Below are 14,158 nucleotides of genomic sequence, written 5' to 3' on the forward strand. Positions count from 1 at the left end.
CGTCAGGCGGCGATGGCCGCGACGTCTCCGGCGGTGACGGCGAGGAGGTCGGTGGGGGAGAGCTCCACGTCCATCCCGCGCTTGCCGCCGGAGACGAACACCGTGTCCCAGAGCTGGGCCGTCTCGTCCAGCACGGTGCGGAGCCTGGTCTTCTGCCCGATCGGGCTGATGCCGCCGACCACATAGCCGGTCTTGCGTTCGGCGACGGCCGGATCGGCCATCGTCGCGCGCTTGGCGCCGACGGCAGCGGCGAGCGCCTTGAGGTCGAGCATCCCGGTCACCGGCACAATGCCGACCACGAGGCCGAGCTCGGTGTCGGCGAGCAGCGTTTTGAACACGCGGTCGGGTTCGACGCCGAGCGCCTCCGCCGCTTCCAGGCCGTACGAGGCGGCCGCCGGGTCGTGGTCGTACGCGTGCACCGTGAACGCGATGCCGGCCGCCGTCAGCGCGACGGTCGCCGGGGTGCCTGCCATCCTCCCGGACGGCGACTTCGCCTTCGCCACTACGCCGTTGCCTCCGCTGCCTCGGCCGGGTGCTGCTGGATGGCCGTTTCCGACGGCTCCAGGCGCGGGCCGTTGGCGCGGAACAGCTGCATCGACGCGCCTCCCACCAGCCGGGTGGCGCCGGGGGCGAGTGTCTCGTGCTCCTCGTCGATCGGCACCTCGGTCGCGCTGTCCCAGAGCAGCCGGTACGAGTCGACGCCGGGTGCGACGGGGAGTCGCACCTCCACGTCGTCCTCGACGCCGTGCACGATCAGCAGGATGCGGTTGAACTCCTCCTGGTCGGGCGTCGACGCCGCCAGGTACTGCAGGGTGCGGTTCTCCGGCGAGTTCCAGTCCTCGTCGTCCATCAGCGCGCCGGACGCGTCGAACCAGTCCATGTGGCTGGCGTTCTTGGTGGACTGACCGAACACCGCGTACTTGCTCGGACGGAGCGCGGGATTGTCCCTGCGGAGTTCGAGCAGCCGCCGGGTGGTGTCGTACATCTCCCGCTGCTCGCGGGTGCGCAGCCAGCTCAGCCAGGTGAGCTCGCTGTCCTGGCAGTACGCGTTGTTGTTGCCGCGCTGGCTGCGACCGAACTCGTCGCCGGAGGTGATCATCGGCACGCCGGCGGACAGCAGCAGGGTGCCCATCAGGTTCCTGATCGCCTTGTGCCGGTCGAGGAGGACCGCCTCGTCGGTCGTCACGCCCTCGATGCCGTGGTTGAACGACCGGTTGTTGTCGGTGCCGTCCCGGTTGTTCTCGCCGTTGCCGAGGTTGTGCTTCACGTCATACGCGGTCAGATCCGCCATCGTGAACCCGTCGTGCGCCGTCACGAAGTTCACGGACGCCAGCGGTCCGCGCTCCGGCGAGAAGGTGTTCGACGACCCGGCGAGCCTGGTCGCGAAGCCGCCGATGCCGACCGGAGGGTTCCCGTTCCTCCTCGCCTCCGCGATGTCGGCGAGCCAGAAGTTCCGCACCCTGTCGCGGTAGCGGTCGTTCCACTCCGACCAGCCGGCCGGGAAGTTCCCCGTCTGCCAGCCGCCCATCCCGACATCCCACGGCTCGGCGATCATCTTCACGTCGGCCAGCGCCGGATCGCTGAGCACGCTCTGCAGCAGGGGATGCTCCGGGCTGTACTGCACGTCCGCCCCGCGCCCCAGCGTCGCGGCCAGGTCGAACCGGAACCCGTCGATCTGCATCTCGTTCGCCCAGTAGCGCAGCGAATCCTGCACCAGCCGGATGGGGACCGGATGCCCGAAGTTCAGGGTGTTCCCGCATCCGGTCACGTCGATGTACGCGCCGGTCTCGTCCTGCCGGTAGTAGGTGGCGTTGTCGATGCCGCGGAAGCTGGTGCGCGGACCGCCCAGCCCCTCCTCGGCCGTGTGGTTGTAGACCACGTCGAGGATGACCTCGAGCCCGGCCTGGTGCAGCAGCTTGACCATGCCCTTGAACTCGGCGAGCACCGCATCCGGACCGGCCGCCTGCGCAGCACGCGACGCATACGGGGCGTGCGGGGAGAAGAAGTTGAGGGTGTTGTATCCCCAGTAGTTGGTGAGCCCCTGCTGCAGCAGCCGCTGCTCGGAGACGAACGCCTGCACGGGGAGCAGCTCGACGGCGGTGACGCCCAGATCCTTCAGATAGCCGATTGTCGACTCGTGCGCGAGGCCGGCGTACGTTCCGCGCAGCTCCTCCGGCACATCGGGGTTGAGCTTGCTGATGCCTTTCACGTGCGCCTCGTAGACCACGGTGTGATCCAGTGGGATGTTCGGCTTGCTCACGTCCCCCCAGTCGAAGCCGTCCGCCACGACCGTGCCGCGCCACCCGTCGGAGCCCACCCGCACCAGCCCCCGCGCATACGGGTCGAGCAGCATCGTCTCCGGATTGAACACGTTGGTGGGAGACGCAGGGCCGGACACCCGGATGGCATACCGGGCGCCCACGGCCAGCGAGCGCGACCTGCCCACCCAGACGTTGTTCGCATCCTTGGTCATCGGCACGGTCTTCACCAGCCAGTTCGGGTCCTTCGCGTCGAACAGGCACAGCTCCATGCCGTCGGCGTGCTCGGACCACACCCGCAGCTCGCCGCCGTGAGTGCCGACGCGGACGCCGAGGTTGCGCAGAGGATCAGCGGGGCTCATGCGATCTACAGTAGTGAATAGCCGACGAGCCGATCTGAGCGAAGGAGGGCCGGTGCCTGTCTACCTCGACCACGCGGCCACCACGCCGATGCGGCCGGACGCCATCGCCGCGTACGCGGAGGCGATGGGCGTCGTCGGCAACCCCTCGTCCATCCACAGCCAGGGCCAGCAGGCCAAGCGGATGCTCGAAGAGGCCAGGGAGACCGTCGCCGCCACCCTCGGCTGCGACCCGATCGAAGTGGTCTTCACCTCGGGAGGCACCGAGGCGATCAACCTCGCGATCAAAGGACTGTACTGGCAGCGCAACACGGGCGCCCGTCGGCCGCGCATCCTCGCGCCGGGAGGAGAGCACCACGCCACGATCGACACGATCGACTGGCTGCAGAACGCCGAAGGCGCACAGGCGGACTGGCTGCCCCTGGACGCCGACGGCCGCATCCGGCTCGACGCCGCCCGGGATGCGCTCGCCGCACGGGCAGACGAGACAGCGCTGCTCACCGTCCTCTCCGTCAACAACGAGGTCGGCACCATCCAGCCCGTCGAGGAACTGGGGGCGCTCGCCGCGGCGGCCGGTGTGCCGGCGCACATCGACGCGGTGGCGGCGTACGGGCACCTGCCGATCGACTTCTCCTCGCTCGGCGTCGCGGCGCTCAGCGTGTCGGCGCACAAGATCGGCGGACCGGTCGGCATCGGCGCGCTCGTGCTCTCCCGCAGCGCGAGCGTCGTGCCTCTGGTGCACGGCGGCGGCCAGCAGCGGCAGGTGCGCAGCGGCACCCAGGATGTTGCTGCTGCGGTGTCGTTCGCCGTGGCGGCGCGCGCGGCGGCCGCCGAGCTGGCGGAGGAGAGCGCGCGGCTGACCGCGCTGCGGGATCGGCTGATCCACGGTGTGCAGGCTGCCGTGCCCGAGGCGCGGCTGAGCGGGCCGGATCCGGAGAGCGGCGAGAGGGTCGCCTCGAACGCGCACTTCACCTTCCCGGGCGCCCAGGGCGACTCGCTGCTGTTCCTGCTCGACCTCGCCGGTGTCTCCGTCTCCACGGGCTCCGCTTGTCAGGCGGGCATCCCGGAGCCGTCGCACGTGCTGCTGGCGATGGGCCGCAGCGAGGACGACGCCCGCAGCGCCCTCCGCTTCACCATCGGCCGCACCACCACGGACGCCGACGTGGATGCGCTGCTCGCCGCCCTCCCGTCCGCGTACGCCCAGGCGTCCCGCGCCGGGCTGGCCACCCGCGCCTCCCGGCTCGCCTGACGCGTTCGGCTGGCGCGCTCACTGGTGCGCCCGTCCGGCCCGGCGACCGCATCCAGGGTGGGCGCGTACAATCGCCGGGTGAAGATTTTGGCAGCGATGAGCGGCGGGGTGGACTCTGCGGTGGCGGCGGCACGCGCCGTGGACGCCGGGCACGACGTGGTGGGCGTGCACCTGGCGCTCAGCAGGATGCCGGGCACGCTGCGCACCGGCAGCCGCGGCTGCTGCACGATCGAGGACTCGATGGATGCGCAGCGCGCGGCCAACATCATCGGCATCCCGTACTACGTGTGGGACTTCTCCGAGCGCTTCAAGCTCGACGTGGTCGACGACTTCATCGCGGAGTACAGCGCGGGCCGCACGCCCAACCCGTGCATGCGCTGCAACGAGAAGATCAAGTTCGCCGCGCTGCTCGAGAAGGCGCTCGACCTCGGCTTCGACGCGGTCTGCACCGGCCACTACGCCACGATCCTGACCGACGACGACGGCAACCGCGAGCTGCACAGGGCGAGCGCGTGGGCCAAGGACCAGTCGTACGTGCTCGGCGTGCTCACCTCCGAGCAGCTCGCACACGCGATGTTCCCGCTCGGAGACACGCCGTCGAAGGCCGAGGTGCGCGCCGAGGCGGCGGAGCGCGGATTCAGCGTCGCCACCAAGCCGGACTCGCACGACATCTGCTTCATCCCGGACGGAGACACCCGCGGCTGGCTCGCCGACCGCGTCGGCGCCGAGACCGGCGACATCCTCGACAGAGAGGGCAACCGGCTGGGCAGCCACGATGGCGCCCACGCGTTCACGGTCGGCCAGCGGAAGGGCCTCAACATCGGCTACCCGTCGGACGACGGGAAGCCCCGCTTCGTGCTCGAGGTGCGCCCCAAGGACAACACGGTCGTCGTCGGCCCGAAGGAGGCGCTCGACATCGCCGAGATCGCCGGCTCCCGGTTCACCTGGGCCGGCCGCGCTCCGGAGGACGCCGGCGAGGAGTTCGCCTGCGACGTGCAGATCCGCGCGCACGCCGACCCTGTGTCCGCTGTGGCCGTGGTGCGCGACGGAGAGCTCGTGATCCGCCCGGACGTGCCCCTGAACGGCGTCGCGCCCGGGCAGACGGCCGTGGTCTACGTCGGCACGCGCGTGCTCGGCCAGACCACCATCGACCGCACGGTCTCCGCCGTCCCCGTCGGCTAGGCGCCGAGGGGCGCGCCCCCGCTTGGACGTCGGTGGTGGTGAATAAGCTGTCTGTCGTGGCAGACGACACCAGCACGCACGACGACATCGACAGCAGCACGGAGCAGAGCGACACGGACGCCCGCGCCGAGGCCGCGGAGCTGACCACGCGCATCCTGGAGCTGCGGGATGCGTACTACGAGCGCGACACCGTGCTCGTCAGCGACCAGGACTACGACCGCATGATCCAGCGGCTCGAAGAGCTGGAGCGTCTGCATCCCGAGCTGCAGAGCCAGGACAGCCCCACCCAGACCGTCGGCGGTCGCGCGCAGACCACGCTGTTCGCGCCGGTCGAGCACGCCGAGCGCATGCTCAGCCTCGACAACGTCTTCTCGATCGAGGAGTTCGAGGCGTGGGCGGCCAAGGTGGAGCGAGACGCCGGGCGCCGGGTTCACTACCTCAGCGAGCTCAAAATCGACGGCCTCGCGATCAACCTGCGCTACGAGTACGGCACGCTGGTGAGCGCCGCGACCCGCGGCGACGGCGTCGTGGGCGAAGACGTCACCGAGAACATCCGGTACATCCCGGCCATCCCGGCGAAGCTGTCCGGCACGGGCCACCCTTCGCTGGTGGAGGTGCGCGGTGAGGTGTTCTTCCCCGTCGCCGAATTCGAGGCTCTGAACGCCGCCCAGCTGGAGCAGGGCGAGAAGGTCTTCGCCAACGCGCGCAACGCGGCCAGCGGGTCGCTGCGCCAGAAGGCGGAGAACAAGAACCAGGCCCAGCTCGCGCTCATGCACAACAGGCTGGTGCGACTGCACATGCTCGTGCACGGCATCGGAGCGTGGGCCAACCCGCCGGTGGCCAGCCAGTCCGAGGTCTACGACCTGCTGAAGGAGTGGGGCCTGCCCACCTCCTCGCACTACCGGGTGTTCGACGACGCGCACAAGGTCGCCGAGTTCATCGAATACTTCGGCGAGCACCGCGCGAGCGTCGAGCACGAGATCGACGGCATCGTGGTGAAGGTCGACGAGCTGGCGCTGCACGACGAGCTGGGAGCCACCAGCCGTGCGCCGCGCTGGGCCATCGCCTACAAATACCCGCCGGAGCAGGTCAACACCAAGCTGCTCGACATCGTCGTGAGCGTCGGCCGGACAGGGCGTGCCACGCCGTTCGCCGTCATGGAGAAGGTGAAGGTGGCCGGCTCCGAGGTGCGCCAGGCCACGCTGCACAACCAGGATGTGGTCAAGGCCAAGGGCGTGCTCATCGGCGACACCGTCGTGCTGCGCAAGGCGGGCGACGTGATCCCCGAGGTCCTCGGCCCGGTGGTCGAGCTGCGCGACGGCACGGAGCGCGAGTTCGTCATGCCGGAGAACTGCCCGGAGTGCGGCACGAAGCTCGCCCCGGCGAAGGAGGGCGACATCGACCTCCGCTGCCCCAACTCCGAGTTCTGTCCGGCCCAGGTGCGCGGGCGCGTCGAGCACATCGGGTCGCGCGGGGCGCTCGACATCGAGGCGCTCGGGGAGGTGGCCGCGGCCGCCCTCACCCAGCCGCTGCACCCGCCGACACCACCGCTGCCCACGGAGGCCGGACTGTTTGGCTTGCGGATGGAAGACATCTTCCCTGTCGAGGTCGTCGTGCGCGACTCGGAGACCGGGCTGCCCAAGCTCACGGACTCCGGCGCGGAGAAGACGGACACCCCGTTCCGCCGCCGCCGGCAGAAGAAGGACGGCGCGTACGACCCGGACGCCGCCGAGTTCGGCGGAGACGAAGACCACGTGCCGTCGAAGAACGCGGTCGAGCTGCTGGCCAACCTGGCCGCGGCGCGCGTGAAGCCGCTCTGGCGCATCCTGGTCGCCCTGAACATCCGGCACGTCGGTCCGGTCGCCGCCCGGGCACTCGCCAACCACTTCGGGTCGCTGGATGCGATCCGCACCGCCACCAGGGACGACTTGGCCGCGGTCGACGGCGTCGGCGGGATCATCGCCGACGCGGTGCTCGCCTGGTTCGAGGTGGACTGGCACCGCGAGATCGTGGAGCGCTGGGCCGCGGACGGCGTGCAGTTCGCGACGCCGGGGCATCCCGGTCCTGGTGCAGCGGCGGAGGCGGGCGGCGTGCTCGCCGGGCTGACCGTCGTCGCCACCGGCTCTCTGGAGGGCTATACGAGGGAGGGCGCGCAGGAGGCGATCATCGCCGCCGGCGGCAAGGCAGCATCCAGCGTGTCGAAGAACACCGATTTCGTCGCTGCCGGACCGGGCGCAGGGTCGAAGCTCGCGAAGGCGGAGGCGCTGGGCCTCCGCATCCTCGACGCGGAGCAGTTTCGGATTCTTGTCGAGCTTGGGCCGTCTGCTCTGGACGATTCGGACGATTCCGGGGCGGCCGACGAGCAATCCTGAGCCAGGACTCGTCCGTCTACGCCTGAACAGGGGGTAGAATGACCGGCCTGACGCGATCGCGCTACCGATAGCATCGAAGAGTGCGCTCGCCCGGGGCGCACTGCAAGGGCTTAGCTCGTCGCTCTCGGAGGGACCCGGACGGAGTGCTGGTCGGCTTTGCAGCTGTTATCGCCATGACCTCGGTCGCCACAGGGCTGACCGGGGTTTCCGTCGCGCCCGCAGATCTCCCTCCGATCGCGGCATACAGCTACAGCGCCTCCTCGTACGACGCGGTCGTCGCCGATGCTCCCTCCGGCAGCGGGACGTCGGCCGTCGCGCCGGGATCGCTGCTCGGCTCCATCGCCGGGCTGAGCGCCGCCGCGGTGCCCGGCTTCGTCAGCGCGCACAAGGCCGACCTCGACCGGATGCTCGTCACGCCGCCGCGCGCCGGTGACGTCTCCGCGGTCTGGCGCCTGCTCGACCCCGTCAAGCAGGCGGCGCTCGTCGCCGAGGCCCCGCACGTGATCGGCAACCTGGAGGGCATCCCGTACTCGGTCCGCGGCAAGGCGAACGCGATCGACCTCAGCCGCACGATCGCCTCGACCACGAAGCGCCTCACCACCGAGAACGGCAAGGCCGTGCGCCTGGAGCTGGAGCGCAGGCTCACCACGCTCGACAACGTGAAGAAGGCCCTCACCGTCAAGGACGGCGTGAAGCGCACCCTGGTCAACCTCGACACCTCCGACGACGCCAGAGCGTCGATCGTCGTCGGCGACCTGTCGACCGCGCGCTACGTGAGCGTGCTGGTGCCCGGCATGTACATGTCGGTGGGGGAGCAGATCGTCGACTGGGCCAAGGTCGCGCAGAACCTGCACGACGAGCAGACCGCGTTCCTGCACAGGCTCCTCGGGCCGCGTTCCTCCGGCGGGGCGCCGGGCGTCGCCGTGGTCGCCTGGATCGGCTACCAGACGCCCGTGCTCACCAACATCGGCGGGATGCAGCTTGCCGAAGAGGGCGCGGACAGCCTGGAGCGCACCCTGGTCGGCATCCAGGAGCTGCGGAAGGAGAACCCGCCGTACCTGAGCGTGCTCGCGCACTCCTACGGTTCGACGGCCGCACTGCTCGCCCTCCAGCGGCACACGGTGACGGTGGATGCGCTGGCGCTGATGGGCTCGCCGGGCAGCGACGCGCAGTCGGTGCAGCAGCTGAGCGTGCGCGGCGGCAACGTGTTCGTCGGCCAGGCCGACCTCGACCCGGTCGTGCACAGCGCGTTCTTCGGAAGCGACCCGGGCTCCGCGTCCTACGGCGCGCAGCGGATGGATGTGGGAGGAGCTGTCGACCCGATCACCGGCAAGAGCCTCAGCGGCTCGTCCGGCCACAACGAGTACTTCACGGCCGGCACGGAGTGCATGCGCAACCTCGCCATGATCGGCATCGACCAGGGCCGCCTGGTGATCAGCGGGACGGGATCGTCCGGCGGCGTCGTGACCGCCTCGGCGCGCTGACCCTGGACGGCCGCTCTGCTGCGCGCATAATGGGAGACGATGCAGCCGGATGACGACGAGCGCGACGTGGGCCAGCCCGCTCCGTCCCGGCGTGCCTTCCTGAAGACGGCGGGGATCGCGGGGATCGGTGCGGCCGTCGGTGGCGTCGCGGCGGGGCGATCGGCGCATCCGTCGCCTCGCATCCCGCCCAGGAGGTCGAGCACGAGACCGGCGAGGAGTACCCGCCGCTTCCCGTGCCGGACAAGCCGGGCTTCGAGCACCTGATCGTGCTCATGTACGAGAACCGGTCGTTCGACAACCTGCTCGGCTACCTCTACGACGAGAAGAACCTCCCGGCGGGAAAGAGGTTCGACGGCCTCGCGTTCGGCGAGTACAGCAATCCGGACCCGGCAGGAGGCGTCGTCGCGGCGCATCCGTACGAGGGCACCACCGACTTCGTGATGCGGCAGCCGTCTCCCGACCCGGGCGAGGCGTACCCGCACGTCAACACGCAGCTGTTCGGCACCGTCGACCCTGCCACGAACGCGACGGCGCGCGAGCGCGAGATGCTGCCGCCGTTCAACGCTCCGCCCGCCGGCACCGAGGCGCGGATGAAGGGGTTCGTGCAGGACTACGTCGGCGAGCTCCGCAAAGACCTGAAGCGCGACCCCGTCCCCGAGGAGTACCGCAGGGTGATGGGCTCGTTCACGCCGGACATGCTTCCCGTGTTCTCCACTCTCGCCAAGCAGTTCGCCGTCTACGACGACTGGCACTGCGCCGTTCCGTCCCAGACCTTCTGCAACCGCTCGTTCTTCCACGCGTCCACCTCGCACGGCTACGTCACCAACGGGGGTAAGGGCGGGCTGAAGAAGTGGTTCGACGCCGCCAACGACTCCCCGACCATCTTCAACAGGCTCGAAGAGGCCGGGATCAGCTGGCGGGTCTACTTCGACGACCGCCAGATCATCTCGCTCACCGGCTTCATCCACGCTCCGGTGCTCGAGCCGTACTGGCACAGCAACTTCCGCACGATGACCGACTTCTACCGGGATGTGGAGGAGGGCACCCTGCCCGCGTACGCGTTCGTGGAGCCGCGGCTGCTCTACGACCACAACGACATGCATCCACCCGGCGGCCCGATGACCGAGGAGAACGTCGACGGCCAGATCATCGTGGGCGGCGCCATCTCCGATGTGCGGGCGGGCGACCTGCTGCTGCACCGGGTGTACAGCGCCGTGCGGTCGTCGCGCAGCGCGAAGGGCTCCAACGCGCTGAACACGATGCTGCTCGTCACGTTCGACGAGCACGGAGGCACGTACGACCACGCCGTCCCCGGTCCGGCGACACCCCCGGACGGCTCGGGGCCGGGCGAGATGGGGTTCACGTTCGACCGGCTCGGCGTCCGCGTGCCCACCCTCGCGATCTCGGCGTACACGCAGCGGGGCACGATCATCAACGAGGAGATGCACCACGCCGCCGTGGTCAGCACGCTCGTGAAGAAGCACAAGCTCAAGCACCTGACCGACCGGGACAGGGGAGCGGCGACGATCGACAACGCCGTCAACAGGTCGACGCCGAGACAGCCGGGCACCTGGCCGGACACGCATCCGCAGTTCCTCCCGGCCAACCCGGAGCAGCAGGCGCCGGCGCCCGGCGACGACGACCGGCCGCTCAGCCCGCCCGGCATCGGCCTCGTCGGGCTGCTGCAGGCGCGCTACGGGCTGCCGGAGGAGGAGACGCCCCGCACATACAAGGAGGCGTACGACGCGGTGACCCGTCTGGGAACGGGACTCTTCGGCGCGCAATAGAATTGGTGAGTCCACCCACGAGTCACCACGGAGACGCATGTCCGAAATCAGTGCAGAGCAGGTCGCGCACCTGGCGAACCTCGCCAGGATCGACCTCAGCCAGGAAGAGATCGCGAGCCTGACCAGCGAGCTCGGCCAGATCGTCGAAGCGGTCGCGAAGGTCACAGAGGTGGCCGGACCGGACGTCCCTGCCACCAGCCACCCGCTGCCGCTCACCAACGTCTTCCGCGACGACGATGTGCGGCCGTCTCTGACCGTTGAGCAGGCGCTCTCCGGCGCCCCCGACCGCGACGGAGACAAGTTCAAGGTCGCCGCCATCCTGGACGAAGAGTAGGACGCACGAATGACAGACCTGACCAGGCTCTCCGCCGCCGCCCTCTCCGACCTGCTCTCCGCGGGAGACGTGTCGAGCGTCGACGCCACCCGCGCCCACCTCGACCGCATCGAGGCCGTGGATGCCGACGTCCACGCGTTCCTGCACGTCGCGGGGGAGAAGGCGCTCGCCACCGCCGCCGCGATCGACGCGCGCCGCGCATCCGGTGAGAAGCTGTCGGCACTCGCCGGCGTTCCCATCGCCATCAAGGACGTGCTCGCCACCAACGACATGCCGTCGACCTCCGGATCGAAGATCCTCGAGGGCTGGCTGCCTCCGTACGACGCGACCGTCGTGCGCAAGCTGCGCGAGGCCGACCTCGTGCCGCTCGGCAAGACCAACATGGACGAGTTCGCGATGGGCTCGTCGACGGAGCACTCCGCATACGGGCCCACCCGCAACCCGTGGGACCTGGAGCGCATCCCCGGTGGCTCGGGCGGTGGCTCCGCCGCTGCGGTCGCCGCGTTCGAGGCTCCGCTCGCGCTCGGGTCGGACACCGGAGGGTCGATCCGCCAGCCCGCAGCCGTCACCGGCTCGGTGGGCGTCAAGCCGACGTACGGCGGCGTCAGCCGGTACGGCGCGATCGCGCTCGCCAGCTCGCTCGACCAGGTCGGCCCCGTCTCCCGCACCGTGCTCGACGCCGGTCTGCTGCACGACGTGATCGGCGGCCACGACCCGCTCGACTCGACGTCGCTCAGCGACACCTGGCCGTCGATGGCGGACGCCGCGCGCGCCGGGCTCGTCGACGGAGCCCTGCGGGGCATCCGCGTCGGCGTCATCAAGGAGATCTCCGGCGAGGGCTACCAGGCGGGCGTCAAGCAGCGCTTCGACGAGGCGCTCGCGCTGCTCGAATCGGCCGGTGCGGAGATCGTCGAGGTCAGCGCCCCCAGCTTCGAGTACGCGGTCGCCGCGTACTACCTGATCCTCCCCGCGGAGGCGTCCAGCAACCTTGCCCGCTTCGACTCCGTGCGGTTCGGTCTGCGCACCAACCCGGCGGAAGGGCCGGTCACAGTCGAGCGCGTCATGTCCGCCACCCGCGACGCCGGGTTCGGCCCGGAGGTCAAGCGCCGCATCATCCTCGGCACCTACGCCCTGAGCGCCGGATACTACGACGCCTACTACGGCAGCGCCCAGAAGGTGCGCACGCTCATCCAGCGCGACTTCTCCTCCGCCTTCGAGAAGGTGGATGTGCTGGTCAGCCCGAGCGCGCCGACCACGGCGTTCAAGTTCGGCGAGAAGCTCGCAGACCCGATGGCGATGTACCTCAACGACATCACCACCATCCCGGCCAACCTGGCCGGCGTGCCGGGCATGGGCCTGCCGATCGGCCTCGCGCCCGAGGACGGCCTGCCCGTCGGGTTGCAGCTGATGACGCCGGCGCGTGCCGACGCCAGGCTGTACACGATCGGCGCAGCGCTCGAGCAGCTCCTGGAGCAGAAGTGGGGTCGCACCCTGCTGAGTCAGGCGCCCGACCTGAGCGCCACCGAGATGTTCGCGAGCGAAGAGGGAGCCGTCTGATGGCCAAAGCAGAACTGATGGACTACGACAAGGCTCTCGAACTCTTCGAGCCGGTGCTCGGCTTCGAGGTGCACGTCGAGCTGAACACCAAGACGAAGATGTTCTGCGGCTGCGCGAACGAGTTCGGTTCCGGTGCCAACACGAACACCTGCCCCACCTGCCTGGGTCTTCCCGGCGGTCTGCCGCAGGTGAACAAGAAGGCCATCGAGTCGAGCATCCGGCTGGGCCTCGCCCTCGGCTGCGAGATCGCGGAGTCGAGCAGGTTCGCCAGGAAGAACTACTTCTACCCGGACACGGCCAAGAACTTCCAGACCTCGCAGTACGACGAGCCGATCGCCTTCGAGGGCGCGGTCACCATCGAGCTGGAGTCCGGCCGCACGATCACGGTCGACATCGAGCGCGCTCACATGGAGGAGGACGCCGGGAAGCTGACGCACGTCGGCGGGGCGACCGGACGCATCCAGGGCGCGGACTACTCGCTGGTCGACTACAACCGCGGCGGTGTCCCGCTGGTCGAGATCGTCACCAAGATGATCGAGGGAGCGGAGCACGACGCTCCGGAGATCGGCCGCGTCTACGTGCACACGATCCGCGACATCGTGAAGGCGCTCGGCGTCTCCAACGCCAGGATGGAAGAGGGCAACGTGCGCTGCGACGCGAACGTGTCCCTGCGTCCCCGCGGCTCCGGAAAGCTCGGAACCCGCACGGAGACCAAGAACGTCAACTCGCTGCGCTCGGTCGAGCGTGCGGTGCGCTACGAGATCCAGCGCCAGGCCGCGATTCTCGCCGCCGGCGGCACGATCGTCCAGGAGACCAGGCACTGGCACGAGGACACCGGCACCACGAGTGCTGGACGTCCGAAGTCCGACGCGGACGACTACCGCTACTTCCCCGAGCCCGACCTGGTGCCCGTCGCCCCGGCGCGCGAGTGGGTCGACGAGCTGCGCTGCACCCTGCCGGAGCAGCCGTCGCTGCGCCGCAAGCGCCTGATCGAGGCGTGGGGCTTCACGCAGCTGGAGTTCCAGGACATCGCGAACGCCGACCTCCTCGACGAGGTCGAGGCGACCATCGCCGCCGGGGCCACCCCGGCCGCCGCGCGTAAGTGGTGGTCCGGCGAGATCGCCCGACTGGCGAACGCGCAGGGCGTTCCGGCCGGCACGCTCGTGAGCCCGGGGCACGTCGCAGAGCTGGCCGGACTTGTCGAGGCGGGAACGCTCACCGACCGTCTCGCCCGCCAGGTGCTCGAAGGCGTCATCGCCGGCGAGGGCTCGCCGCAGCAGGTCGTGGATGCGCGCGGCCTCGCGGTCGTGTCGGACGACGGAGCGCTCATCGCCGCCATCGACGAGGCGCTGGCCGCGCAGCCGGACGTGCTGGCCAAGATCCGCGACGGCAAGGTCCAGGCCGCCGGCGCCGTGATCGGCGCCGTGATGAAGGCCATGAAGGGCCAGGCGGACGCCGCCCGCGTGCGCGAGCTCGTGCTCGAGCGCGCTGGCTCCGCCGAGTAGCAACGCTCAGACCCCGCCGCGCTTCTGTTTCGACGGAGGCGCGGCGGGGTTGGCGTTCGGGCGGCGCGTGA

The 14,158-nt window shown here is 70.0% G+C and carries 11 protein-coding genes; 9 read left to right on the top strand and 2 right to left on the bottom strand.

Features of this window, described 5'->3' with window-relative positions; translation table 11 throughout:
• Nucleotides 1–2 precede the first annotated feature (2 nt).
• The gene (gene ybaK, locus HF024_RS08660) at nucleotides 3–503 is read right to left on the bottom strand and encodes a Cys-tRNA(Pro) deacylase (protein ID WP_168689289.1); all 501 of its coding nucleotides are present in this window, start codon (nucleotides 501–503) and stop codon (nucleotides 3–5) included.
• Entirely contained in the window at nucleotides 503–2,620 is a 2,118-nt protein-coding gene (gene glgX / locus HF024_RS08665; RefSeq protein ID WP_168689290.1) for a glycogen debranching protein GlgX, read from the bottom strand. The genes ybaK and glgX overlap by 1 nt, the downstream gene beginning before the upstream one ends.
• 52 nt (nucleotides 2,621–2,672) lie before the next feature.
• On the opposite strand from glgX, the gene HF024_RS08670 reads away from it, so the two are divergent.
• The 9 genes from HF024_RS08670 to gatB all read left to right on the top strand — a co-directional run bounded on the left by HF024_RS08670 (nucleotide 2,673) and on the right by gatB (nucleotide 14,087).
• Nucleotides 2,673–3,866 carry a cysteine desulfurase family protein gene (locus HF024_RS08670; protein ID WP_168689291.1) on the top strand — a complete coding sequence of 398 codons (1,194 nt, stop codon included), beginning with the start codon at nucleotides 2,673–2,675 and terminating at the stop codon, nucleotides 3,864–3,866.
• 78 nt (nucleotides 3,867–3,944) lie between these two features.
• Nucleotides 3,945–5,048 carry a tRNA 2-thiouridine(34) synthase MnmA gene (mnmA, locus tag HF024_RS08675; RefSeq protein ID WP_247597374.1) on the top strand — a complete coding sequence of 368 codons (1,104 nt, stop codon included), beginning with the start codon at nucleotides 3,945–3,947 and terminating at the stop codon, nucleotides 5,046–5,048.
• Nucleotides 5,049–5,104: 56 nt separating this feature from the next.
• A complete protein-coding gene (gene ligA, locus HF024_RS08680; protein ID WP_168689292.1) occupies nucleotides 5,105–7,420 on the top strand; it encodes an NAD-dependent DNA ligase LigA in 2,316 nt (771 codons plus the stop codon).
• Nucleotides 7,421–7,593: 173 nt separating this feature from the next.
• The gene (locus HF024_RS08685) at nucleotides 7,594–8,904 is read left to right on the top strand and encodes an alpha/beta hydrolase (protein WP_168689293.1); all 1,311 of its coding nucleotides are present in this window, start codon (nucleotides 7,594–7,596) and stop codon (nucleotides 8,902–8,904) included.
• A 39-nt stretch (nucleotides 8,905–8,943) separates the two neighbouring features.
• Nucleotides 8,944–9,168, top strand: a complete 225-nt coding sequence (locus HF024_RS19790) for a twin-arginine translocation signal domain-containing protein (protein WP_247597375.1) — start codon at nucleotides 8,944–8,946, stop codon at nucleotides 9,166–9,168.
• Nucleotides 9,138–10,691, top strand: a complete 1,554-nt coding sequence (locus HF024_RS08690; RefSeq protein ID WP_247597376.1) for an alkaline phosphatase family protein — start codon at nucleotides 9,138–9,140, stop codon at nucleotides 10,689–10,691. Before HF024_RS19790 ends, HF024_RS08690 begins: the two co-directional genes overlap by 31 nt.
• Nucleotides 10,692–10,728: 37 nt before the next feature.
• The gene (gatC, locus tag HF024_RS08695) at nucleotides 10,729–11,025 is read left to right on the top strand and encodes an Asp-tRNA(Asn)/Glu-tRNA(Gln) amidotransferase subunit GatC (RefSeq protein WP_085368538.1); all 297 of its coding nucleotides are present in this window, start codon (nucleotides 10,729–10,731) and stop codon (nucleotides 11,023–11,025) included.
• Nucleotides 11,026–11,034: 9 nt separating this feature from the next.
• Nucleotides 11,035–12,582, top strand: coding sequence for an Asp-tRNA(Asn)/Glu-tRNA(Gln) amidotransferase subunit GatA (gene gatA / locus HF024_RS08700; RefSeq protein WP_085368537.1), 1,548 nt, complete (start codon nucleotides 11,035–11,037; stop codon nucleotides 12,580–12,582).
• Nucleotides 12,582–14,087, top strand: coding sequence for an Asp-tRNA(Asn)/Glu-tRNA(Gln) amidotransferase subunit GatB (gatB, locus tag HF024_RS08705; protein WP_168689294.1), 1,506 nt, complete (start codon nucleotides 12,582–12,584; stop codon nucleotides 14,085–14,087). The genes gatA and gatB overlap by 1 nt, the downstream gene beginning before the upstream one ends.
• Nucleotides 14,088–14,158 lie beyond the last annotated feature (71 nt).

This window comes from Leifsonia sp. PS1209 (assembly GCF_012317045.1).
Taxonomy (GTDB): domain Bacteria; phylum Actinomycetota; class Actinomycetes; order Actinomycetales; family Microbacteriaceae; genus Leifsonia.

Excerpts from the sequence above, each read along its gene's own strand:
- HF024_RS19790 (WP_247597375.1), top strand. The coding sequence starts at position 8,944 with ATGCAGCCGGATGACGACGAGCGCGACGTGGGCCAGCCCGCTCCGTCC.
- HF024_RS08685 (WP_168689293.1), top strand. The coding sequence starts at position 7,594 with ATGACCTCGGTCGCCACAGGGCTGACCGGGGTTTCCGTCGCGCCCGCA.
- glgX (WP_168689290.1), bottom strand. The coding sequence starts at position 2,620 with ATGAGCCCCGCTGATCCTCTGCGCAACCTCGGCGTCCGCGTCGGCACT.
- gatC (WP_085368538.1), top strand. The coding sequence starts at position 10,729 with ATGTCCGAAATCAGTGCAGAGCAGGTCGCGCACCTGGCGAACCTCGCC.
- gatA (WP_085368537.1), top strand. The coding sequence starts at position 11,035 with ATGACAGACCTGACCAGGCTCTCCGCCGCCGCCCTCTCCGACCTGCTC.
- gatB (WP_168689294.1), top strand. The coding sequence starts at position 12,582 with ATGGCCAAAGCAGAACTGATGGACTACGACAAGGCTCTCGAACTCTTC.